We start from the raw sequence: 24,342 nt of genomic DNA, 5'->3' as shown, positions 1-24,342 counted from the left end.
ACATCCTGCAAGTGATGATGGTTATCGTGATATTCAGTCATTCCCACACCAAATCATCCAACTAAAAACAAGTACCCTATGAAAATCATCTTTAATGTTTTGATTGTATGTGTTTGCATGCTAATTGGTAGTGCAACAATTGCACAGACACCGGTGCAACGAAACGGACAGCTTCGTGTGATCGGCAATAAACTTTGTAATCAATACAGCAACCCAATTCAGCTACGCGGCATGAGTACACACGGTATTCAATGGTACTATCAGTGTCTTACCGATGCTTCGCTTGACGCACTGGCTTATAACTGGGGCGCCGATATTCTGAGAATATCACTCTATGTACAAGAAGGTGGCTATGAAACCGATCCCGCCGGATACACCGCGAAAGTTACTACCCTGATCAACGAAGCTACAGAACGTGGTATGTATGCATTGGTTGATTGGCATCAACTAACACCTGGAGATCCGAATGCGAACTTGGAGAACGCCAGACGTTTCTTTACTGACATTACCAACGCTCACAAGAATAAAGTCAACATCATCTATGATATCTGCAATGAACCCAATGGTGTAGTATGGTCGGCAATTAAGAATTACGCTGAGCAGATCATTCCCGTGATACGCGCCATCGATGGTGATGCACCAATTTTTATCGGAACGCATGGTTGGGGATCACTCGGGATTTCGGATGGCAGAACAGCACAAGATATTGTAAATCTTCCCCTGAATTTTACAAACATCATGTACACGTTTCACTTTTATGCAGCATCACATGGTGATCGTTACCTGCAAGAGTTAGATTGGGCTTCTGATAGACTTCCGATTTTTGTTACCGAGTTTGGAACACAGACAGCATCTGGTGATGGCACGAATAATTTCACCATGGCGCAACGGTACATGGACCTGATGCGCACGAAGAAGATCGGGTGGACAAACTGGAATTTCTCTGACGATTTTCGTTCTGGTGCCGTTTGGAATACTGGAACTTGTGGCGGAAGTACATGGACGACAGCACAATTAAAACCCGCCGGTGTATGGATTCGCGAACGTATGCTATCACCTGCAGATGACTTTCCAGGAGAAGGTAATCTTCCGCCAACGGCTAGTCTATCCGCACCGGCCAATGGCGCCGTGTTTACAGCACCGGCTTCGATAACCATTACGGCAAGCGCTTCAGATCCAAATGGTGTGGTGTCGAAAGTTGAATTCTATCAGAATGGTAACAAGATCGGTGAAGATACATCATCACCGTATAGTTTTAATTGGACCAACGTTAGTGCCGGAAGCTACGCCCTTACGGCAAAGGCAATCGATAATCAAGCTGCAGAAGGTGTGTCATCCATAATCAATATTACCGTTAATCCACCGTCTACGTTACCATCACCATGGATTACTTCAGACATCGGAAGTGTTTCACCCGCAGGAGGCGCGAGTCATGCGTCAGGAACTTTTACATTAAGTGGGGCAGGTGCCGACATATGGGGCACCGCGGATGCATTCCGCTATGTTTATCGCACGGTGACGGGCGATGTTGAAATTACAACGCGCGTAAATAGTTTAACCAATACAAATGAATGGGCGAAGGCGGGTATCATGATTCGTCAATCGTTGGATGCAAACTCCGCCCATGCAACAGCAGTCGTAACGCCGGTGAACGGCACCGGATTACAACGGCGAGCAAATGCAGGCGGCGAGAGTGAGCACATCGCATCTATTGGCGCAGCACCGATTTGGCTTCGATTAAAACGCACCGGAAATACATTTACAGCTTCACGCTCTACCGATGGCACTGCGTGGACGACGATCGGCACAACCACGGTAAACATGGCGTCAACAGTTTACGTCGGTATGGTGGTAACGTCACATGCGAATGGGACGCTTTCATCAGGTGTCTTTAGCAATGTAACAGTAACAACAGGAACTTCGAATGTATCGCCCGTGGTAAGCGTTACCTCACCCGCTAACAATGCAACCTATACTGCGCCGGCAACAATCACTATCAACGCGACAGCAACGGATAGTGATGGTACAATCACGAAGGTTGAGTTCTTCAACGGTGCGACGAAACTCGGAGAAGACACATCATCGCCATTTAGTTTCAGTTGGGCCAACGTCAACGCAGGTACTTATCAGCTTACAGCGCGTGCCGCCGATAACGCCGGTGCGACAACGACTTCTTCGATTGTAACGGCCATTGTGAATGCACCCGATAACGTGAATCCAAGTGTAACGATAACTGCGCCTGCTAATAATGCTTCTTACACAGCACCCGCTACGGTTGCCATTAGCGCTTCGGCTTCTGATAGCGATGGTACCATTAGCAAAGTTGAATTTTTTCAGGGCGGTACACTGTTGAATACAGATACATCGAGCCCATTCAGTTTTAGTTGGAGCGGTATTGCCGCAGGAACGTATCAACTAACGGCAAAGACAACAGACAATGCCAACGGTACGGCTACTAGCAATATTGTTACGGTTATCGTCACAGCCTCAGGTGATAATTGCTCGACTGTAGCGGCATATGTAGAGAACGGTGGTTACGTTGCAGGCAGTGTGGTGAAGAATGGTGGCAGTCGTTATGAATGTAAACCACATCCCTTTACCGGTTGGTGTAATGGTGCCGCATGGGCTTATGCGCCCGGTGTCGGAACATATTGGCAAGATGCCTGGATTCTCCTCGGTAGCTGTACGGCGAGAGTGGCCACACAAGAACATTCTGCAGCTGAAAGCGATGGCTTGAGCGTCGCACCGAATCCACTGCGAAATAGCAATGCGCTAACTTTGCATTTTGATCAGGCCATTGATCGTGCAGAAATTAAGATGCATAACGCTTCTGGAATTGCCATCTCAACCTGGAACTTTGAAGAAATAAAAACACGCGAGCTATCGATTGTTGTTCCATCTTCACCGCCCGGACTTTACATCATGAAAATCAATACAGGAGAAAGACAGCGGAGTAGAAAGGTGATGATAGAATAGGGATTCAAGTGTTCGAGTGTTCAAGTGTTCAAGTGTTCAAGGAATGCAGGTGTTTATCAATATTGCATTAACCTTTTACCTTGAATGCTTTGGCCTTGAACCTGAAACCGCTGAGCAACTGACGTGTTGATGTGTTGATGTGTTGGTGTGTTGGGTGTTGAATGCGTTTCACGGTGTTTAAATGTTAACCTCCGCGCACCTCCGCGCTTTCGCGACTTTGCGGTAAAAAAAATGTTCACCCTGAGGCGTGTAAGCCAAGGAGCTTGCAGCTTTCCTGACGTCTAACGCATTTTCTCGTAGCTCATAACTCGCAGCTTTCTAACAGGGTAACGTGTTGACGTGTTGGTGTTGAGTGCGTTTCACAGTGTTCAAAATGTTAACCTCAGCGCACCCTTTATCCCTAAAGAGCCATCACACATGAACATTAATTGAAATAGTTTCCCCCTTTAGGGGCCAGGGGTGAAGCGACATCTAAAATCGGTAACTCGAAGACTGGCGCGCTTCGCGACGCTTAAGTTGAAGACGGCGCGGAAAGTAATAGCGTCGCATCACCGGTAGTGACGCGGCGAGGAAGTATCATAAAACAGTATCAATGATTTTTGAAGGGGAATCGTGATTTTTAGGCGAATTTTTGAAACTTACAGACGCCAATGGTGCTATAAGGAAATTGCATGCAATTGTATATATTCGGGACGTTGGCAGTAATAGAGCCCGGACAAATTTGTGTTCCAAAAAAACGGACGACAATTTTCTAACACAGATTTCCCACGGGGACAAGTGAACGCTTTCGCAGACAACTTGGACTTTGGAAAATTTAAACATAGGACGGACTAAAAAATAATACAGCGGACCCTTCGCATTTTTAAAAAGATTGTGCTCCGAACGTCCCCGCGCATTTGGCACATGCCATAGCCGCACAACCCACCGCGACACCAAAGCCATGGCAAGAGCCAAATCCCCCCTACACAAAAGGACCATCATAACTTAGATAAAAGTTATATTAGCATATTATAAATTTCACTTAGCCGTTTAACAAATTGAAACTTGTAACAAGAAATAATCTTGAAAGTTGGGCGAACACCACCTTTTCAAAGGCCGCTCTGCCTTATCTCATTTCAAGATTGGTAAGAGCAACAACACCTGCAAGTACAAAAGCAAATCTTCCATCTGGCAGTGCTACATATATTGGAGGTTGGGACGGTATTGTTAATTGTGAAACCGAAACAGCTTACGTGCCTCAAGGAACCTCTTTGTGGGAATTTGGCACTTCGTCTGATTGTAAAGGAAAGGCAGATGATGATTATGACAAAAGAAAAAACAATCCAATAGGATTTACGCCAAGCGATTCAGTTTTCATATTTGTCACACCAAGACTTTGGACAAAGAAAGATGAGTGGATTGTAGAAAAGAAGGCAGAAAAGCATTGGAAAGATGTTAAAGTATATGACTCCGTAGATTTAGAACAATGGCTTGATAATGCACTTTCTGTTTCCCGTTGGCTTGCCGCCCAAGAAGGAGTTGGAACATATCCATTTGACGGAATAATGACCGCTGACGAATTTTGGGAAGAGTGGTCAATCGGTGCAAAAGGGTTGGTTCTTGCTCCTGAAAGTATAATTGCGGGGAGAGAATTTGAAAAAGGTCTATTGTTATCGACATTACAAGGCGACCCCACCATCAAAGGAATAAAAGCCTCTACAAAAAATGAAGCAATAGCTTTCATTATTGCATCAGCTAAAACTTTTCAACCTGAAGAATCGGATAGATTTTTTTCAAAAGCACTAATCGTGGATACGGAAGGAAATTTTCGTGGAATACGAATTAACACAAATACAGCTTTAAATCTAATTCCAAGATTTGATGAAGCTCAACCGCTTTATGCGGCTGTTGCAAAAGGGCATCACGTCTTAGTTCCATTAGGCGCTGATGACAATTTTAATCAAGAAACTATCACGTTACCAACACTTGATAGAGACGGATTAGTCAAATCGCTAATAGAAAGCGGTGTATCAAGAGATGATGCTGAAAAGTATTCTAGAGAATCTGCGCGAAACATCACAATTCTAAAGAAGTTACTTGGTTTCCCCCAGTATAAAGCAAAGTGGTTCGCTAAAGAAAATATCCGCGAAATAATTCCAGCACTTTTGTTAGGTAGATGGAATGAAACTTTTGTTGGTGATATTGAGCTGATTGAAAAACTCTCCGGACAAAAATATTCCGACTATTTAATTACACTAAACAAATGGAAAACTTTTGAAGAATCGCCAATCATTCAAATTGGTGAAACTTGGAGACTAACTTCGCCTTTAGACTTGTGGACAAACCTTTCTTCTCAACTTACCTCAAAAGATTTTCAAAACATTCAAGAGTGTTTTCTATTGGCATTTAAAAATGGTAATCCAATAATTGAACCGGAAGATAAAGACAGTTTCACAGCTTACTTCAGTAAAAAGAAGAAATTTTCGAATTGGTCAAGAGAAGGACTAACACAATCTCTAATTTTAGTTGGAAAATTGAGTGGAATAAAAATCCCTAACCTCAATAATCCGCAAAATTGGGTCGACAATATCATTCTTGATTTACTCAACAACGCAAGCGGTGAAATGTGGATTTCCGTTGACCATGAATTGCCACTTATTTCAGAAGCATCGCCCGAAAGTTTTTTAAAAACTGTACAAAATTCTTTAGCAAAAGAACAGCCTGAGATAATGGATATGTTCAAAGAAGAAGATGGTTTTATGCACAAAACAAGCCGTCATACAGGTTTATTGTGGGCACTTGAAAACTTGGCTTGGTTGCCCGAGCATTTAAGAGATGTTAGTTTGATTTTACTAAAACTTTCACGACTTGACCCAGGTGGAAGTTTAGCCAATAGACCAATAAATAGTATTTCGGAAATCTTCAAGCCTTGGCATTATCAAACCCTAGCATCTTTCGATGAAAGGATTGAGATTCTGAAGTACGTTACAGAAAAAGAAAAAGAGTCGGGTTGGAATCTTTTGATTAGAATGTTACCCGACCATCATGGCATTGCACACCCGACACATAAAATGCGTTGGCGGATGTTTGATAAGAACACTAACCTCACATATTCTTATCAAGAAATATGGAACACCCATTCAGCAGTCATAGAACTGCTGATAAATCTGTTTGATAACGATGAGGAAAAGTTTTCCCAACTCATTAAAGAAACAACCAATCTTAGACCAAACGACAGGAAAATAGTATTGGATTGGGCTAATACGATTTACGCTAAAGTTCAACAGAAAAAATTTACAACATGGGAATCAATCAGAAAAATTTTAAATCATCATCGGTCGCATCCAGAGGCAAATTGGGCTTTGCCTGAAGGTGAATTAGTAAAGTTGGAAACCTTATACAATAACCTTCAACCAACAGATATTGTAAACAAATACATCTGGCTTTTTAATGACCATTGGCCAGAGTTTCCCGAAGGATTTAAATATGTAGATAATGAATTTGAGAAACGACACGAGCAACAACAAAAGCGAATTGACGAAGCAAGAAAGAATGCTGTATCGATTTTTCTTAAAGAATTAGGATTACATAAAACTATTGAACTTAGAACACAAGTAAAAGAATTTTGGATTTTAGGGGGTTCTTTAGCAGATGTGGTTACGGATAAGGACGAAATTTATACCATTTGTGAATGTTTAAATGATGAAAAGAATCTCATTGGGTTTTCTCACAATTTCATTTATCGTAAATCACTCATTGAAAACCTTGATTGGATAAAGTCATTATTCAATGAACTTCAAAAAAGAAAGTTTAGTAACATAGCACTTTCTAATGTTCTAATTCCATTAAATCAAAATCAAGAATTATGGGATTTTGTTTCTTCATTAAATACAGAAATACAAAATGAATATTGGCAAAACATCAACCCCCATTTCTATCATATTACCGATAAAGAGAAAGTAATCGGAATAGAAATGCTTTTGAAGTATAAAAGGTTTTTTTCTGCGATAGACATCGCGTCTCATTTTGCAAATGCAATTCCAAGTAATTTACTTTCGGAAATGCTTAGAAAAGCAGGAACAGAAGAAGCAAGTGAGACGCCACGATACAGAGGTTATGGGATTGAACGAATTTTTGAGGAACTTGACAAGAGAACAGATATTGAAAAATCAACACTTATTCATTTGGAGTGGATATATCTTCCTCTTTTAGATTCATACGGGACAAGAAGAAATCCAAAGACACTAGAAGACGAATTGGCGAGTAATCCTGAATTTTTTGTCGAAGTCTTAAAATGGATATACATTCCAAAGGATAAAACTTTGTTAGAAAAAGAACAAGAGGAAATTTCTGACACAGCAAAACAAAGCAGGGCAAAACAAGCGTATCATCTACTTCACTCTTGGAAAAAAATCCCTGGAATGAAAGAGGATAATTCCATTAACGAAGTGGAATTAAAAGAATGGATTATAAAAGCAAGAACATTGGCAAAAGCGGTAAGCAGATTAGAAGTTGCTGATTCGGAAATCGGAAAAGTATTGGCAGAATATCCAGAAAATGTTCAAGAGTGGCCACAAGAAAAAATATTTCAGGTTATTGAGGAAATAAATACTGACAATTTGAAGAGTGGTTATTCTTCCGCTATGTTTAATAAGCGAGGTTTATCGACAAGAGGTGCTTTTGACGGAGGAGATATTGAAAGAGAAAAAGCGGCTTACTTTGAGAAATTAGCAATTGATTTTAAGAATAAATACCCAAATGTTGCAGATATATTTAAACGAATGCAACAAGGTTATTTAGCAGATGCAAAACGAATGGACGAAAGTGCCGAACGAGATAAATTGGAATACTAATAAATTTCAGTATCTAAAACCGCACGCCCATTGGCTTGCCGCACGGGCCAACACACAAACCAAAGCCAGCCAATAAGTGTGCTCAGTCTAGTGTCAGCGGAGAAAAATGTCAATAAAAAATGCCCCACCGCACTACTGACAAATGAAGATTGGAGTAATATGGATGGGGGACAAAAGACAAGGCTACGAATGAAGTATGGATTAGGGCCCCACTACTGGCAACAATAGCTTCCATGAATAATCCCTTTTGCTAACGTTGAGACGGATTTAGTGTTTCTATTCTCAGGATGCATATTAAAATTCATTTTTCTACAAATGCTGTATTCGAAAAAATGAACGCTCTGTAAAGGGTCGACGCGTAATTCACCTTGGCGATATGGGGTGACGAATCTGGTAGTGCTTGAGGTGTGATCCAACTACTGTAGTAAGTTTTCGTCTCCACACACATGACTTGTTGCTACAACAGGAGTGCGCCCCAACTAACAATAAAATTAAAATATCACAATTTGATTAGATATTTTCATGAACCCTTTCGCTTGCAGATAATCAACTCTTGATCGTTTTTGTCTGATATTTCTGTAGGGCGCAAACCAGGTGGTGCGATCACAATCTTCAACGAATCTCCGTCCAACTTATAAGCAATGCTGACAGGTGCCGAAATGTTAAGCGTCTCATCTGGCTGGATAATAATGAACTTGAGGCTGCCAGTAGTGTCCAACTTGTAAGAATACGTCACCTCCTTGCCGGTCTCGTCTGTGAAAAAAAGTTTATCTCCGTTGAAGACATATAGGTAAGATACATTCCATGTCTTGCCGTTTTGGCTTTCAGATTGCGCCAACCAAGATCCCTGTAAGTTTGCTTGGTCAGTAGATTTTGGTGCACCGCATGACAAAACGCAAATAAGAACTAATAGAATGCAGGATGTTTTCATAAGCTCATTTTTTAAACATATTAAAGACAGCAAATTTGCGCCGACACACTTTATTTTATAAAACTCGTAGCAAAAAATACATTTCAAACTTATCAATTCTAGCAAGTGCAGCAAAGAAATCAAAGGCCAGGGGCGCAAAGTTAGCGAGAATAATCCGGAGGCCAGCGACATGCCATAACTCACTCATATTTTCGCGTGTACGCTTAAACTTTGGATCGCGAAGAATTCTATCCCTGCTCGGACCATTTGCCTTTTCGCGCAACATACTCACCAAAGCTCGTTCTTCTACAATAATGTATTAAAAAAAATGAACGCTCTGTCAATGGTGGTTGCTTAATTCGCTTGAGTCACACCACGTGTGACTCATCGCTGCAGTAAAAGTGTGTCGTGCGCCTTAACTTATTTGCACACCGGAAATTGGTACGTCCGTGAGCTTGGTGGATCCGTTCAGGATTATCTACCTTTGAGATTAAACAGGAACATCCGTTAGCGCCTATGCTGAAGCGGCTTCGGCGTAAGCATATGAAGGGGATACCTTTATGCTTGTGAGAACGACGCGTGAAACTTCCTCGGGTGACTCGACTGTAGCTAACGTTGAATATGGACAAGCAAATCAGGGACATATTATTAAAGTTTGACGAGGCGGATAGGTACGAGAGGCCTTCCAATTTTAACTACGACCAACTCAAATCACGCGTAATTAATCTGGTCGACAGACTTGAAAATGTCTTTCGACTCAAATTTGCTATTGACGATCAAGTTCAGGATGCTAGTTTCTTTTGTGATGTTAAAATTCCTTTTCAGCTCGTGACAAGGCCGAGAAGTAACGTGGAATATAGTATTCGAATCAGTAATTTCGGAGGACTAGTAACACTAACTTTTGATGAGGAATATTCAGAAGATGTCAAAGGAACAATCAAAAGCGTACTCGCCGAGATGAATTTTGTATTTATTTATTCAGACGACTTAGATGAGGACTATGACGGCTCATTTGATAAATTCAATGAGATATTGGGTGGTACCAAGCCAAGTTGGTGGATTAGGTACTTTGATTATTTATAAAGATGGCATCTTACCACAATAAAGTTATAACTCATGGCGGTACGGTCAATATTTAATCTTTGGAATTACCAAATGTTGAATAAGGAGCCAAGGGCATTCTTGATTTTATTGTTGGCTCTTGTTTTAACTTCATGTGAACGAACAGGAAAAAAAGTTAGTGAACAAGCTATTCACATAGAACAAGTGAGGATCGGGCAAACAGTATTTCAAGAAAACTGCCAATCTTGTCACAAAATGAATCGGAGAGATGAGAGCATGTTTTTGGAAATTTTTGACCGATTACCTCAGCCAAGTGATTCTTATTTTGCAAAATTCGTAAGAGACAGTAAGAAGCTGAAGAAAAGTGGTGACGAGTATGCCCGATATTTAGACATACACTATGGGTCTGACTATGAACACACTTTTAGCGAATTGACTGAGGAGGAAATTTATGACATGATACAGTATATTAAGTCACGATGCCCCTCGGCAGAAAAGCAATGAACGGAATCAAGATTGATATCGAGAACTTTGACGAAGGATGCGAACCGACTACGTTTGACTTACTGTGCGTGGAAAAAATTGACTATTTGCACAAGGTTAATAATTATTCTCTCGTAACAATTCAAGTCGACACCTTTAAAATTAGAATAAGATTTGACTGGAAAGAAGATGAAGGAATTGATGAGTCAGACTTTCTTTACATAGCAGAATCTGCGACAATGTTTTTTAGGTGCGAAAATCAATGGGGTGCCATTGACGTACAGGCCAAGATGTTAAAGCGACACGAGTGTTCTCATTGGAAACCATTTATTGAAAGAAAAGGCTGTTTCATTTTGGTTGAGGACGACTTATTGGCGGAGTCAACTAGACTTAATGGAGAGAGAATTGACTCGGTGCCAATTGATCCTCCAACAGAGCGTAAGGAATACGATGATAGAATTGAATATAGTAGTCCAGTATTTGGACGACAAGTATTGAAAACAAAGTGACAGATACAGGGCAGCTGCTAACAAAAGCTTCCATCAATAAGCAAACATGTTTCCAGTTGATATCTCAGTCTCGGAAAGCAATCCCAATCTTTACCTTGATCTATCCTAACAACGATGACTGATATTGAATTAATTTTGGACGCGATAAAATGGCCGAGAAGAAACATGCAATTTTCTTCAAAAGAATCTATTGAGGCGAAAATGGGTTTTGCTCTTCCTGCTGACTATGTATTTTTCTTGTCAAACTACGCCGGCCATGAGTCGTTTTTAAAGGAGAATTATTTTGTTCTTTGGGACGAAGCGGAACTCCTATCCTTGAACGAGGGATATGAAGTTCAACACTACCTTGCGAATACTTTGGCGATCGGAAGCAATGGCGGTGGGGAGATGATTGCATTGCAGCACTGTGAGGATCATCGCTTTCAAATTATTTTGATTCCGTTTGGATCCATGAGAGAGAAAGAAATAGTAATTGGAGACTCTTTCACAGATTTCTTAAAAAGAATGAACGATGGAAGAAAATGGTTTGACTAAGCGCTTGGAATGGACATCAACGTATGGACGTGATAATTTACATGCAGGCCAAAAATCAATTTGGTTTAGCTGATTAAAAAAAGAACAGTTGCACAATTTCTTTGACTTCAAATGTGATAACTGCAAAAATGGTTTCGATATTGTCGGCAAATACGTAATGAAATGTTGGTTTCGTGTGGTTCATGCTAATTTCTTATTTTGGCTGCTACTACGTTTCACAATAAAGCCTAGGCAATTATTCACATGAAGATTCGAACGAATAAAATAATGGAGCGGATTCTTGGCCAAAAGAGCTACGAGTTTGTCAAGGAGATCGTGATGTTGCCGGCTGAATTGGAGAATCTTGTGACTTTAGGTTTCAGGGCCGAGAGGGACTGCATTCTGTTTAAAAACGTTGACTATTTTGGTATTGGAATACTTGATTCCGATTTTGGAAAAACAGCGTACGAGGATTTTGAAAATCACATTCATATAGACAATAATAGTTTAGACGTAATAGACGAATTTGAATATTTAAAAGTCGGACTTGAATTTGCTAAAAGGATTTACGCAAAACTCGATTCGTTATTTCGTAATCAGTTTCGAATAATTGTTTCTTACTCCGAAACAATTTATGAAAACGAAGAAATTAATACCTATGGGGGCTGCGTTGTCAGGTTTTACATGATTAGATCAAGCTGTGACGACAAGTATAGGGTTGATGACCTGGATAAATATGAAGACGAAGGAGTTTTGGTGATTGAATGAGCGCAGCTGCAATTTTTAGTGTCAACCTCTACAGTGTTCCGATATCGGAACATTATACAAAGAGCCGAAGAGAATATGTGATGTTGTCTATATTTGATAGTGAAGGGAATCATTTTGACACGGAGTACTGACTCGAACAAGGGAATATTGATCACTTTTTTTCGATGTGAAGATTGATCGGGATTATCATTAAACTAGATAGGAATTCGTGTGTAATATCATGGGTAAAATATAACAATCATTGAATTAGAAGCTCCAATGACAAGCCGTAGTGTATCAGCAATTTTTATTTTCGTTTTTTGTGTATTTGTACCCATGTGGGTCTTAAGTTTCTTTCCGATTCCTTGTGGATTTGGCCTTTGTCTTCCCTTGTATTATCCGATCATAGTTTTTGTTGGACTAATTAGCGGATGGGCTTACTATAAGTTCAATGACAAGATTAGATTGCGTAAATGGATTCAGATAATTTTAATATTGGCCGTCGATATTTTAGTTCTTACATATTTTTATCCCAAGGGCGAATTTTTTCCAACAAACCAAATTTCAGCGGCAAGGAGAGTTGTAGCTCAATATGCGGCGCTAAAACCAACCGATATTTTTGAAGCAACGGAAAAGAGAGATTTTCTCATGATTACAGCTTTGTATCATAAATTCGAACTGCCGAAAGAGACTTACACTGTCGACTACTGCCTCACGGATACATCTGGACGCTGCGATACTTTTTTGAAAACGTTCAATTATTTTATTAAGGACAACAAAGTATTTTCAGATAGCCCTTCCATTCACTTTGAGATTAGCTTGACTGATGGCTCATTGACATTCACCGATACAGTTCAACAGACGACTTTTAATTTTAAGGTTGGCTATCCCAATTTTGGTAAGTATAGTGATGAATTTGATGATAGTTCCCGAGAACTATCACCCACGGGGTCGAGGGTGACCGGCCTTGTAAAGGATATTGGTGCTGTAAGAGTAGCGAGCTCTGAGCGTTTACCCAAGTTCGAGTACAAATTCACCAAACTGTTTGAGCGCTACCTCGACAGACTAAAATGAACGATACGACTTCAGTGAATATTCTTGTGCTAATCTTATTCATGATAACTTTTTCAAAGAGATAGATAAACCATTCAAAATTTTATTTGATATATGTGGGAAAATATATTCGAAATGGTTCACGAAAGGAATTCCGAAGCGAATTAAGATAAACCGAGAAGAAGACTATCATACGCATTACATCGGGCAGGTGAATGATGGTAGGCAATTTTTTGGTTATCAAACGTTCATATTTCCTGATGGCGTTCCGATATCGGGAGATTGGACAAAGAGCCGAAGAGAGTATGTGGTGTTGTATATATTTGACAGTGACGGCAATTATTTAGAGACGAAGCACTGGTTTGCAGGTACGACGGCGGAAACAAATGATGCAATAACAAAAGATAAACTTGAGGCATTCATAAAAGAGCTTGGGCCAACGGTCTACAAAGACATATGTGTAAAGCCGTTTCAAACAATGATCGATGGTTTTGTTTTTGGACTGATACCTGACGAAGCGTCTCGCGTAGTGGATTTGGAGCCGAGTTCTACCATTTCATTTAGTTGGCCTTGGGATGGCGAGTACTATACTTAGAATTATATACAATATATACATTGAACGTAACCAATGCTGTGCTGGAAGAAGTGTAATGACAGCGACGTACAAGTAGTGGACAATAAAATGGTATTGGTTGAGAAAGAATGTCTCGAATATAACGACGAAAGCGAGGAGTATATTATTGGCGACTGTGATTAGGCAGTGTTATAAAAGTCAAATGCATAAACGGCAATTTGAACAGTGGAACATAAGGGAACTCTCCGTCGTATTGGCAACACGGTCGAGCGGAAAGTATGAATTGGAAGTGAACACCGATAAATGACAATGGGCAAAGAACATATATAGACGTTCGGAAGAAGGTTTTTTTATTGTTGTCTGGTTAACGGTTTTGTAGTGCTTGGCGATGTATTGTATGAATGGTAGTGAAAATTCATACGGAGGAATGTATTCAACATGGAGCTCCAGATAAAATAAATAGGAATTGTGATAGATTAGGTCTACCTTTGGTTATCGATTGTGGACACTTAATTCACTGCACCAGGCTGCTACGGCCGTGGTTTCTTAAAATCTCCTCAGTTAATAGGCAGTTGATCTTTAATTAATCAAATAGCTTAGGTCTATTGCCGCTAATAGGTCGCGATTGTCGCGTGCCCCTTCTTATTTTTTTATTAAATATAATTTAAATGACATTTAAAGGTCTCGACCTTTCGAGTGCTATTGTTGACGCACTTACAGAAAAAGGATATCAACGTCCGACTGCAATTCAGCAGCAAGCGATTCCCCATCTTCTCGACGGAAAGGATATTGTTGCATCAGCCTCAACAGGCACAGGCAAGACGGCGTCTTTTTGTATTCCCATCCTGCAAAGATTATCGGTGCATAAAAGCGGTGCTGGTATACGCGCATTGATTCTTACACCAACCCGGGAACTAGCCATACAAGTTTCTGATAATCTTGCTTTTTATGGTAAGCATCTTTCACTGAAATGTGCTGTGATTGTAGGCGGTGTCGCACAGGTGAATCAGGTGAAGGAGCTTCGCAGCGGGATTGATATTCTGGTTGCAACACCGGGGCGTCTTGTGGATCTATTGGATCAAGGCTTGGTTTCGTTGAGACAAGTGGAAGTACTTGTTCTTGATGAAGCTGATAGAATGCTTGATATGGGATTTATTAACGACATCAACCGGCTTGTGCGTGCTATGCCTACAACACGTCAGAATATTTTTTTCTCGGCCACGATGTCGAGTGATGTTAGGGGCTTTGTTGAACAGCACGCGACTTCACCAGTGTATATCAATGTGAAATCTGACGAAACAAAAACTACTATACAACAATCTGTCTATTACGTTGAACGAGAAAGTAAACGAGCTTTGTTGAAGTATGTAATTGATGAGCATGCCATGAATACGGTTATTGTATTCGCTCGTACTAAATACGGTGCAGATAAAATAGCCAAGGATTTAAATCGATCGGGGATCACAGCGGAATCTTTTCATGGCGACAAAACGCAGCATGCACGTCAACGTGCACTAACGAACTTTAAACGAAATACCACCCGCGTTTTGGTGGCGACTGATATTGCAGCACGCGGCATTGACATCGCGGATCTCCCTTTCGTAATCAATTATGAATTGCCGCAATCGACGGAAACGTATACACACCGCATCGGTAGAACAGGAAGAGCGGGTCAAAGTGGCTCGGCGTTATCGTTCTGCGATCGTGAAGAGCGCGGAAAGCTAAAAAATATAAATCGGATCTCACGCGGTAATTTAACCGTTGTGGAGCATCCGTTCGCTTAAGAGATCATCATTCGAATAAAGACTTGACGTTATGGTAAAAATTGGAAAGCCGTATAAGATTGATCCAGAGAGGGCGAAACGTTATGCCGCGCACTATAACATACTCCCAGAAAGAACACTCGTTGTTCCGACTAAAATTCTAGGGGAAGAAGCTTCCTGCGAAATTCATTGGGAAGACGAAGGTGGAAATGCGCATGTGTTGAAAGGTAAAATCTTTGTCACGGAAAATTTAGTCCCGATCAATCCCATGGCGGAGTTTATGATCTATGAACTCTGGCGACGCAACTATGCCGTTGCTAAAGAATAAAAAAGCGCACATCCTGGTTAAGAGCACGACCAGTAAGTCGATGACATCCTTGCTTACTAATTTTAAAACTAATTTTTATTGAATGAATCTTTTTGTTTCAAATATCAGCCGGACCGTAAATGAAAATGCACTAAGAGCCCTCTTCTCTGAATTTGGAGAAGTAGCGTCTGTTAAAATTATCGGTGATAAATACACAGGTGAATCTAGGGGATTCGGTTTTGTTAACATGCTTAGCGACACACAGGCGCTAATTGCCATTAAGCGGCTTGAGAATGCAGAGTTTTTTGGTAGAAGACTGTTGGTATCGAAAGCCAGACCAAATGTAAGGAATAAGTAGTTGAGCTTTCTTCAGGTCTTATTGAAGCACTTCATGTGGCGTACTTCTCTTATTCGTGAGTAGAATTCCTTAATCATTTGAACCCAGCCGCTAAATTATGGCCATGAGACAGTTAAAAATACTGAAGCAGATTACCAATCGCGAGAACCAATCACTCGATAAATACTTGCAAGAGATCGGGAAGTTGGATTTGATTACTGCCGACGAGGAAGTAAATCTAGCGAAACGTATTCGAGAAGGAGACGATGTTGCCTTGGAAAAATTGACGAAGGCGAATTTGCGTTTTGTTGTGTCTGTTGCTAAGCAATACCAACATCATGGCCTCACGCTTGGCGATTTGATCAATGAAGGGAATCTCGGTTTGATCAAAGCTGCAAAACGGTTTGATGAGACGCGTGGCTTTAAGTTTATTTCGTATGCTGTGTGGTGGATTCGCCAATCTATCATGCAGGGACTGGTTGAACGTTCTCGCATCGTTCGCCTTCCATTGAACAGGGTCGCAGGGTTAAATAAAGTTCTTAAAACATTTTCTGCCTTGGAGCAGGAGTTTCAACGTGAACCGACGACAGACGAAATTGCTACTTCGATGGGGGTTACGGCCGATGAGATTAATTTGATCCAGAAGAACGCAGGTAGACACGTTTCTGTCGATGCTCCTTTTCAAGATGGTGAGAGTAATTCGTTGTTAGATGTTCTTCATGACGGAGGCAACCAGATGCCAGATGCTGATTTGGTTTTGGATTCTCTCAAGACCGAGATACAACGAACATTGTCAATATTGACTTTTCGCGAGTCTGAAGTGTTGACGCTTTTTTTTGGCTTGAATGGCCATCCGCCAATGACACTCGAAGAGTTGGGCGAGAAACTGAATTTAACCCGCGAAAGAGTGCGACAGATTAAAGAGAAAGCCACATTGCGTATCCGTCGTTCGGTGAAGGGAAAAGCTTTACAGTCTTTTTTAGGATAGGCGAATCACTGCGTTAGAACTGATACAGCACTGCGTTGATATTCATCCCTGCGCCGACGGACGCAAACAGCACTTTATCATTCTCTTGTATGGTGTGATCTTTCATTTTACCTTTTAGGATTAAATCCAGTAGGGTTGGCACGGTTGCAACCGAGCTGTTGCCGAGATAACTGATCGTCATCGGCATGATGTTGTCTGGAACATCCTTAAGGTTGTATAGATTAAATAGTCGTTCTGCGATAGCATGATCCATCTTCGCGTTGGCTTGATGAATTATTATTTTCTTGATTTCAGAAAGCGGAACGTGGGCTTTTTCCAGCGTCGCTTGTAGTAGGGGAGGAACATGCGTCAGCGCAAATTCATACACCTTTCGTCCACTCATTTTTAAAAAGAGGTCAGACTTGTTTCCATTATATGGTGAATTCGACGCCTTCATGCTGAGCAATTCATGATGGTGCAAAGCATGCGTTTCTGTTTTATGAGCCAAGATACCCCTATTTGAATTAGCGCCTTCAAGAATAAGGGCGCCGGCTCCATCGCTGAATAGCATCGAGTCTTTGTCATGTGGATCGATTACACGTGAGAGCGTTTCGGTGCCGATTACGAGACATCGTTTCACGTCTCCCGACCGAATAAAATAGTTTGCTTGTATCAATCCTTCTATCCACCCTGGACATCCGAAGGGTAAATCGTAAGCAACGCATGTGGGGTTTTTAATTTGAAGTAGCGCTTTAATGCGCGATGCCAGCGTGGGAACAAGGTCGACTCGATTTGTGTCCGCCTTAACGTCGCCAAAGTTGTGAGCGACGATTATGTAATCAAGTGTTTCTCGATCTATTTGAGCATGGGCAATGGCGGCTTCTGCGGCGTGATGGCCGAGATCAGATGCCACTTGGAAATGCGAGGCGTAACGTCTTTCAGAAATACCGGTGATCGTCGAGAATTTTTCAATAACACTCGTAACGCTCTTGTAAACCTTTGTTTCATTCTCGAAGAAGTGACTGTCCTTAAAGAAGGCATTAGGAACCTTCATTTCAGGAATGCATGATCCTGTGCCGATGATGATGCTGTTGAGCATTGCTGTAATGACGACTGCGCCGTAATGTTGTTAAGATGCTCCTTCGCGTGCGGAAGAACATCGAAGTCAGGCGAGGTTAAACTCCGCCGTTGACGTTTGATTGTAGTAGAAAAAATGAATGCTCCCACGTGGGAGCTCTCATTCAACAACTAAACAAATGTTACCATTTTTTATTGAAATCGCGGTTGCCGTAACCACCGCGGTTACCGAATCCACTACGATCATTATCTGTCTTGGGACGTGCTTCATTAACGACTAGGTCTTTTCCAAGGAAGCTGTATCCATTTAGTTCATTGATTGCCGTCTTTGCAGAATCTGTTTCGGGCATTTCGATGAAACCGAAACCGCGACTCCGATTGGTTTCTCTATCCATTACAATTTTCACTGACGACACTTCGCCGTGTTGTTCGAATATTTCTCTCAATTCACCCTCAGATGCTTTAAAGGGGATGTTTGCTACATAGATGTTCATAAAAAAAGTTTAATAATAATGTTCTGATAATGGCCATGTCAATTAGCGCATCCGGGCCACGTATGCGTAGTCCGTTTCATAATCATCCGGCGCCAATTCATCAATTTATTGTCGATAGATGTCACTCTACCGGGGTTTTTGTTAGACATTTCACGATGCTTTCGCGAATGGTCGAAGTTGATTTAATTAGGAACGAAGTTTACAATCACAATCGAAGCAGCATCAGTGTTAACGATGATACTGTAATGCGTGAAGCAGCTATTAACTGGGGAGATTTTAAGAGGCTACGAGGGCAGGAACTTAATTGTCCGCAATTGACTCATCAAAGATACAATATAAAAGCACAATTCCTATTATGTGTTTTTGTAGTCAACCGTTCAGTTGGAATTACGAATGATTTGAGCGTGAAGTTATCTGAGTGAGATTACTTTTTCTTGAAGAACATTCTTTTTACGATCGTCACAGCGCCGACTGCGATAAGACCGGCAATAAGTCCGGTGAAGAACTCCTTCACCATTAAGGGTACGATGTTAAAGTTGTGATGTATAAAAGGTATGCTGTGTTCGAAGATTCCACCCGAAACGAGTAGTAACGCGATGGTGCCAACGAAGCCAAAGAATTTAATGATTAGTGGGAGAGACTTGACCAGCAGGTGTCCAATCTTAGCAATGATTCCGCGATCGCCAGCGCGTTTTATCATTCTATAGCCGATGTCATCCATGCGAACGATGAGCGCTACAATGCCATACACGCCGACTGTAGCCAATAACGAAACGACGGAAACTGTTATGATTTGAATTGTTAAACTTTCTTCCATCACCGTTCCCAGTGCGATGATGACAATTTCAACAGAAAGAATGAAGTCGGTGGTGATCGCAGATTTTATCTTTGACTTCTCCACGTCGACGCCATTTTCTTTTGGTTCTTCGATTACTTCCTCTCCAGTTTTTGCACGATGAAAAAGAAACTCCACTATTTTTTCGGCGGCTTCATACGCGAGGTAGAATGCGCCGAGCACCAACACAACCTTTATGGCGACCGGAAAAAATGCGGTGAGCAAGAGCGCAACGGGAACGATGATGAGTTTGTTGATCAACGAACCTTTGGAGATAGCCCATAACACAGGCAATTCGCGCGTGGCCATAAAGCCAGTAGCCTTCTCGGCGTTCACCGCCAAGTCGTCGCCTAATATGCCCGCCGTTTTACGCGTTGCAATTTTACTGGCAATGGCAACATCGTCCATCAATGCTGCTACGTCATCTAAAATCGAAAAAAAACCTGATGCCATATTTATGCTATCCTCGAACGGTTGCAAAGATAAAATTTAATACCAGACGGCGTGAAGGCCTACGAGCCACTTTAATCGAACTGTAATCTTAGGCGACTTCGCAATGTTGGAGCGATCAAGGCGGCATATTCGCCAGTACATTCGATTGTTTTGTATGAAAACACTTCATGTTTCTTCTACTTGCTGTGTGAATAACATGAATTTGTTTGATGCTTGGTGATGTTTGTACGGGCTGCACTTTTCCGTGATAAAATCGCTACCTTTGCGCCGCATGAAAAAGATTATCGACGCGCGTAAACTACTCGGTGTAACCAAAGACGCTGAATTGAAAGAGTTAAAGACTATCTACAGGAACTTCATGAAAGAATTCCACCCTGATAAGATCGTTAACGATGAAGCGGCAAAATTGGCTGCAGAGGAGAAAAGCAAGGAATTCATTGAAGCTTATCACTTGCTGGTAAGCATCGCTCCTGAAACCCATGCACAACAGTTGGAGAAATACACGGAAGTGATTACGGCATCGCGCATCGAAAATTTTCAGTACAAGGGACAAACGCTCACCATTGATTTTATCGACGGCAGTTGTTACGAGTATTTCGGCATCCCGAAAAGTGTTTATAACAAGTTGATCAATTCAAACACCCCTGATCGCTTTGCACGACGCCACATCTACCATGAGTTTGTTTATCGTAAAGTGAGCAAAGCACTGGAGACAGCTTAACGTCTCAGCTTATCCTCGTAGGAAGCAGCCATAACAGGCATGATCCTTGCAACCGTCAAGTCCACGACTTGACCTATGAAATACCTTTACCCCTATCGGAACATCGCTTTACCTGCCAGCGCCGTTACCACAATGGCTTGTCTTACGTTGTGGCAACATCCTACGCTTTCTGTTATCTTCTATCTCATCTGGTGTAAAGTTATTGCACTAATAGGCCTTCTTACTTATATCCACTTTTTCCGCGGAGCGCAAATCATTTTCTTCATGAACATTGGTATCGGAAGAAATGGATTTTATTTCAGTATGGTGTGCATCGACCTGTTGCTGTTCATCGTGTCTACTGTTGTTGTGTTATTCATCAAGCAAGGAGTATGATGAACGTACTCGAGGCCGATAGCATCATGGTGGATTATGGTGTCGTGTCGTTCCTGTCGGATATTTACTTACGGTGTGATCAAGGGGAGATCGTTGGATTGCTGGGGCGGAACGGTTGTGGAAAATCCACGCTGTTGCAGATTATTTTTGGAAGTAGAATCGCGGCGCAGAAGTCCATACGCATCAACGGCGAATACTTATCAGCGGGCTATAAAAATTCTAACATTAAGTTTCTTCCGCAGGATACATTGATTCCAGCCAACATTACCATTCGCGATGCCATGAGGCTGCTTAGTGTTGAACGTAAAGTTGTAGCCGCAGTATTTCCAGAAAGTGTACCCTTTCTCGAACAGACACCAGCGCGGTTTTCAGGTGGTGAGCTCCGGTTTCTGGAGTTGGTGTTGATCTTGTGTAGCGACGCCAAGTTTTGTTTACTCGACGAGCCCTTCACCGGGCTTTCACCGGTCATGATCGAGCGCGCAATAGCGTTGATGCAGCATGCGAAAAAGGAAAAGGGAATCGTTGTGACGGACCACAGGTATCGCGATGTAACACAATGTTCGGATCGTTTGTACTACTTGTCATCAGGGCGGTTACGGCAGATTGACAGCGAAGAACAACTCGTTAACCTCGGCTATAAAGTATGATAAAAAGGAGATCGCATATTTGAAGAAATCGTGGAGCGTTTCAAAGGTAAGGTAGTGTACATTGATTTTTGGGCAACGTGGTGTGGCCCTTGCAGAAGTAGTATGAATACGCAAAAGCCCATGAAAGCTGAGCTTCACAAGGATGGAAAAGATGTAGTGTTCGTGTACATTACTAACGAAACCTCACCCGAGGGTACCTATAACAATATGATCACGGGCATTCCGGGGGAACATTTTCGCGTTGATAATGATCAATGGAGATATCTCTGTGAGAAATTAAGATCACAGGAATTCCACACTATGCAATTGTCAACAAGAAGGGAGAGGTCGTTGATCCGAATGCACCCAGAGCTCCTAAAGACTTGAAGCCGCGCTTCGAGAAACTATTGGCAGAATGAGTATATCAAAATAAGTACGGCCAGTAGACGATAACCGCGCACGTCGCTGCAATCAGACCGATCATCAGTACAGCGCCTGCCGCCAAGTCTTTCGCTTTTCCGATCATTGGATCTTGATCCTTGGTGATTCTGTCTGCGAGCGTTTCAATGGCCGTGTTGAAAATTTCTGCTGTGAACACAACGCCAATAAGCATCAATGTAATGATCCAGTCTTGACGACTTATGTTCAGCAGGTAGTTGACGAACACGACAGCGATCGCAGCCAGCACGTGCACGATCATGTTAGGTTCGTGGCGCAGCGCAATCCAAATTCCACGCGCCGCATATTTATAACTGGTCAGGTGTTTTCTTAGCATACCCAATTTGTTTGTTGGTTGAATCAGTGATTTACATGCGCAAGGTAAACGGAAAGAAAGCAAGCAAGGCAAGTAAAACCTCTTACGGTAAATGGCGCCAGGAGATTCTGTTGCGTTGCGTCGGCTCTTCGCGTATTCATAGCCAGCATCCAAAATAGCCCATAGGATACGATGTCCCAAACATCGAAACTTCCGTTGGTGAGATGCATGAGTTGGCAAATCTCCAAACCAATGGCAAACAGTATCGGAATAAGATAAAGGTTTATCACATAAGCTTTAACCGTGATGTAGAAATCTTGCGCCAGCGATGTGACACAAAAAATCCATAGTCCTCCAGGAAGGGAATAGATGATAAGCTTGGGTAACGGAACGGTGGTCAATACAATTTGCTTCATGTAACTGTACGATGCAGGCGACAAAAGAAGCGTGATCAATTCGTTCACGACCGTTTTATCAGAACGATAAAAAACGTACACAAACAAACTTACCAGCAGCGCTATGGTTATACTATAACGCCTTCTCATAGATCATGATTTTGAAGTAAGAAAAAAAACCAGCGTTAATGTCGTGTATGAGGTTGAATCTTTTGATGGCCGTCAAGTCGGATAAATGGAACACTGATTTGAAGAAAGCGAACTTTGAAATTCGTTCGAAGCTCTTATCGATAAACCTTACCCAATTATTAGGAGTGACGTGGTTAAGGATAAAAAGTTTTCCATTGGGTTTTAACACACGATGAGCTTCATGAAGAAGTTTGTCGGGGTCGTCGACTACGGCGATGACGTGTGATAGGACGATGTAATCAAAATGCAGATCAGGAAACTGTAATGCTTCACCATTCATATGGTGCAACTGAATATTCGGTTTCAAATGTTTTTCAGCCTTTGCTAGCATATTCTGAGCGCTGTCAATTCCGATCACCTGGTGTTGGGTATAATATTTCAAATGGGTTCCGTTGCCGACGCCGATTTCTAACAGTTGGCCAGGCGCGTATTTATTGATTTCCTCAAACAACTTTTGCTTTTGTGGTTTAAGGAAGATGTCGACGACGGGGTAAAGAAATGTTAACCGGTCGTAAAACCATGAAGATCGACTTGTCGCGGCGCTAATCATATGCAAAGTAAAAGTATTCAAAAGAACTTTGAAAAACAAAGTAAGTTGGCATTTTTACGTTGAAACTGGCGATTAGCACTAAAGCACTATTGGCGTGGCTGTGGGCGTTCACGTTTTTTGCATCAGCATTAACAGGCTACAACATGCGAAAAATATTATATGCCTCGCTATCGATGAACGGGCTGGTGTTGGTTCAGGAGGGGAGAACGACACCGCCACCCGTTGAGGTAATGCAAGACTTCATGCTGCGGGTAAAGCGTGCTGGAAATCTTGTGCTCGGTCGCGTGAGTGCATCGCCGATTTTGTCTAGTGAAACGTTGCGTGTTTCCTTATCGCCGGCGAAAATAGTGGTGGTGTCGGAAACATTGCCTACACATAATCATGACGCCGATCATCTTGTCGCGCGTTCTCCTGAGGACGCATTGGCGCAACTTGCGTCTGCGGGATTTGATACCGCCTTCATTGGCGGTGGTGCGATTGTATATAATGCATTTTTAGAACGAGGCTTGGTCGACGCGCTGATCATCAATCTTTGTCCGGAGATCGCATCGAACGGAAACTTCCTGACGAGTCGTCCTGCATTTCCAACGCATTTCAAGCTCGTAGAAATTAAGCAGCTATCGCGCGATGTAACTCAACTGCACTACACGCGCGACGCATCTGGAAATGGGGGACCAAAAAAAGGTTTTGTAACAGTATTATAGCTTAGACGCTGAGGTTGACTTGAAAGAAATGCCTTAGAAGTGTACAGATAAATTAATAGTAGGTGATGTTGGCGTGGGGGCGAGGCTGTCTCAAAAGGACAGCCTTTTGCAATGCTGATCATTTTTTTGCTGTGTA

Annotated in this window: 25 protein-coding genes; 18 read left to right on the top strand and 7 right to left on the bottom strand. The window is 41.9% G+C overall.

The annotated features are described in order from the left end of the window. The first annotated feature begins 78 nt into the window (after positions 1-78). Together DQQ10_RS06600 and DQQ10_RS06595 are read left to right on the top strand one after the other, a co-directional pair. Positions 79-2,976 (top strand): Ig-like domain-containing protein, encoded by a 2,898-nt coding sequence (locus DQQ10_RS06600; protein ID WP_112746032.1) that lies wholly within the window; start codon positions 79-81, stop codon positions 2,974-2,976. 1,037 nt (positions 2,977-4,013) lie between these two features. Next, a complete protein-coding gene (locus DQQ10_RS06595; protein ID WP_112746031.1) occupies positions 4,014-7,808 on the top strand; it encodes a hypothetical protein in 3,795 nt (1,264 codons plus the stop codon). Between the two features lie 520 nt (positions 7,809-8,328). Here the strand turns inward: DQQ10_RS06595 and DQQ10_RS06590 are convergent. Then, complete coding sequence (locus DQQ10_RS06590; protein WP_165823818.1) at positions 8,329-8,739, bottom strand: TIGR03067 domain-containing protein; 411 nt, start codon at positions 8,737-8,739, stop codon at positions 8,329-8,331. Between the two features lie 600 nt (positions 8,740-9,339). Here DQQ10_RS06590 and DQQ10_RS06585 point away from each other — a divergent pair. From DQQ10_RS06585 to DQQ10_RS06535, 11 genes are all read left to right on the top strand, one after another. Further along, a complete protein-coding gene (locus DQQ10_RS06585; RefSeq protein ID WP_112746029.1) occupies positions 9,340-9,801 on the top strand; it encodes a hypothetical protein in 462 nt (153 codons plus the stop codon). A gap of 33 nt (positions 9,802-9,834) precedes the next feature. Next, entirely contained in the window at positions 9,835-10,284 is a 450-nt protein-coding gene (locus DQQ10_RS28375; protein ID WP_112746028.1) for a c-type cytochrome, read from the top strand. Then, the gene (locus tag DQQ10_RS06575; protein ID WP_112746027.1) at positions 10,281-10,772 is read left to right on the top strand and encodes a hypothetical protein; all 492 of its coding nucleotides are present in this window, start codon (positions 10,281-10,283) and stop codon (positions 10,770-10,772) included. The genes DQQ10_RS28375 and DQQ10_RS06575 overlap by 4 nt, the downstream gene beginning before the upstream one ends. Positions 10,773-10,937: 165 nt before the next feature. Next, on the top strand, positions 10,938-11,306 hold the full coding sequence (locus DQQ10_RS06570) for an SMI1/KNR4 family protein (protein ID WP_165823817.1): 369 nt from the start codon (positions 10,938-10,940) through the stop codon (positions 11,304-11,306). Positions 11,307-11,573: 267 nt separating this feature from the next. After that, on the top strand, positions 11,574-12,053 hold the full coding sequence (locus DQQ10_RS06565) for a hypothetical protein (RefSeq protein ID WP_133259562.1): 480 nt from the start codon (positions 11,574-11,576) through the stop codon (positions 12,051-12,053). Positions 12,054-12,368: 315 nt separating this feature from the next. Further along, positions 12,369-13,106: a hypothetical protein gene (locus tag DQQ10_RS06560; protein ID WP_112746024.1), complete on the top strand. Its 738-nt coding sequence runs from the start codon at positions 12,369-12,371 to the stop codon at positions 13,104-13,106. 190 nt (positions 13,107-13,296) lie between these two features. Continuing rightward, positions 13,297-13,680 (top strand): hypothetical protein, encoded by a 384-nt coding sequence (locus tag DQQ10_RS06555; protein WP_112746023.1) that lies wholly within the window; start codon positions 13,297-13,299, stop codon positions 13,678-13,680. Between the two features lie 647 nt (positions 13,681-14,327). Then, positions 14,328-15,443 carry a DEAD/DEAH box helicase gene (locus tag DQQ10_RS06550; RefSeq protein WP_112746022.1) on the top strand — a complete coding sequence of 372 codons (1,116 nt, stop codon included), beginning with the start codon at positions 14,328-14,330 and terminating at the stop codon, positions 15,441-15,443. 31 nt (positions 15,444-15,474) lie between these two features. Then, the gene (locus DQQ10_RS06545) at positions 15,475-15,750 is read left to right on the top strand and encodes a hypothetical protein (RefSeq protein WP_112746021.1); all 276 of its coding nucleotides are present in this window, start codon (positions 15,475-15,477) and stop codon (positions 15,748-15,750) included. Between the two features lie 82 nt (positions 15,751-15,832). Continuing rightward, entirely contained in the window at positions 15,833-16,087 is a 255-nt protein-coding gene (locus tag DQQ10_RS06540) for an RNA recognition motif domain-containing protein (RefSeq protein WP_112746020.1), read from the top strand. A 103-nt stretch (positions 16,088-16,190) separates the two neighbouring features. Continuing rightward, positions 16,191-17,054: a sigma-70 family RNA polymerase sigma factor gene (locus DQQ10_RS06535; protein WP_112746243.1), complete on the top strand. Its 864-nt coding sequence runs from the start codon at positions 16,191-16,193 to the stop codon at positions 17,052-17,054. A gap of 13 nt (positions 17,055-17,067) precedes the next feature. On the opposite strand, the gene DQQ10_RS06530 is transcribed toward DQQ10_RS06535, so the two are convergent. From DQQ10_RS06530 to DQQ10_RS06515, 3 genes are all read right to left on the bottom strand, one after another. After that, on the bottom strand, positions 17,068-18,132 hold the full coding sequence (locus tag DQQ10_RS06530) for a 3-oxoacyl-ACP synthase III family protein (protein ID WP_112746019.1): 1,065 nt from the start codon (positions 18,130-18,132) through the stop codon (positions 17,068-17,070). A gap of 160 nt (positions 18,133-18,292) precedes the next feature. Further along, positions 18,293-18,604 (bottom strand): RNA recognition motif domain-containing protein, encoded by a 312-nt coding sequence (locus tag DQQ10_RS06525; RefSeq protein WP_112746018.1) that lies wholly within the window; start codon positions 18,602-18,604, stop codon positions 18,293-18,295. Positions 18,605-19,028: 424 nt separating this feature from the next. After that, positions 19,029-19,892, bottom strand: a complete 864-nt coding sequence (locus DQQ10_RS06515) for a DUF808 domain-containing protein (protein ID WP_112746016.1) — start codon at positions 19,890-19,892, stop codon at positions 19,029-19,031. A 271-nt stretch (positions 19,893-20,163) separates the two neighbouring features. On the opposite strand from DQQ10_RS06515, the gene DQQ10_RS06510 reads away from it, so the two are divergent. From DQQ10_RS06510 to DQQ10_RS06495, 4 genes are all read left to right on the top strand, one after another. Then, positions 20,164-20,613, top strand: coding sequence for a KTSC domain-containing protein (locus DQQ10_RS06510; protein ID WP_112746015.1), 450 nt, complete (start codon positions 20,164-20,166; stop codon positions 20,611-20,613). A gap of 75 nt (positions 20,614-20,688) precedes the next feature. After that, a complete protein-coding gene (locus DQQ10_RS06505) occupies positions 20,689-20,988 on the top strand; it encodes a hypothetical protein (RefSeq protein WP_112746014.1) in 300 nt (99 codons plus the stop codon). After that, positions 20,985-21,635, top strand: a complete 651-nt coding sequence (locus DQQ10_RS06500) for an ATP-binding cassette domain-containing protein (protein WP_112746013.1) — start codon at positions 20,985-20,987, stop codon at positions 21,633-21,635. Before DQQ10_RS06505 ends, DQQ10_RS06500 begins: the two co-directional genes overlap by 4 nt. A gap of 30 nt (positions 21,636-21,665) precedes the next feature. After that, positions 21,666-22,001, top strand: a complete 336-nt coding sequence (locus DQQ10_RS06495; RefSeq protein ID WP_165823816.1) for a TlpA family protein disulfide reductase — start codon at positions 21,666-21,668, stop codon at positions 21,999-22,001. A gap of 37 nt (positions 22,002-22,038) precedes the next feature. On the opposite strand, the gene DQQ10_RS06490 is transcribed toward DQQ10_RS06495, so the two are convergent. From DQQ10_RS06490 to DQQ10_RS06480, 3 genes are read right to left on the bottom strand one after another with little or no spacing between them, the layout of a single operon-like run. Further along, on the bottom strand, positions 22,039-22,389 hold the full coding sequence (locus DQQ10_RS06490; protein WP_112746011.1) for a diacylglycerol kinase family protein: 351 nt from the start codon (positions 22,387-22,389) through the stop codon (positions 22,039-22,041). 23 nt (positions 22,390-22,412) lie between these two features. Continuing rightward, positions 22,413-22,913, bottom strand: coding sequence for a hypothetical protein (locus tag DQQ10_RS06485; RefSeq protein WP_112746010.1), 501 nt, complete (start codon positions 22,911-22,913; stop codon positions 22,413-22,415). Next, positions 22,897-23,502 carry a class I SAM-dependent methyltransferase gene (locus DQQ10_RS06480; protein WP_112746009.1) on the bottom strand — a complete coding sequence of 202 codons (606 nt, stop codon included), beginning with the start codon at positions 23,500-23,502 and terminating at the stop codon, positions 22,897-22,899. Before DQQ10_RS06480 ends, DQQ10_RS06485 begins: the two co-directional genes overlap by 17 nt. 143 nt (positions 23,503-23,645) lie before the next feature. Here DQQ10_RS06480 and DQQ10_RS06475 point away from each other — a divergent pair, with 143 nt between their 5' ends. Further along, complete coding sequence (locus DQQ10_RS06475; protein WP_133259561.1) at positions 23,646-24,206, top strand: dihydrofolate reductase family protein; 561 nt, start codon at positions 23,646-23,648, stop codon at positions 24,204-24,206. Positions 24,207-24,342 lie beyond the last annotated feature (136 nt).

It is taken from the genome of Pseudochryseolinea flava (genome assembly GCF_003286915.1).
Taxonomy (GTDB): Bacteria; Bacteroidota; Bacteroidia; order Cytophagales; family Cyclobacteriaceae; genus Ohtaekwangia; species Ohtaekwangia flava.
The sequence above is the reverse complement of the archived record's forward strand: the minus strand, read 5'-3'. Positions and strand labels throughout refer to the sequence as shown.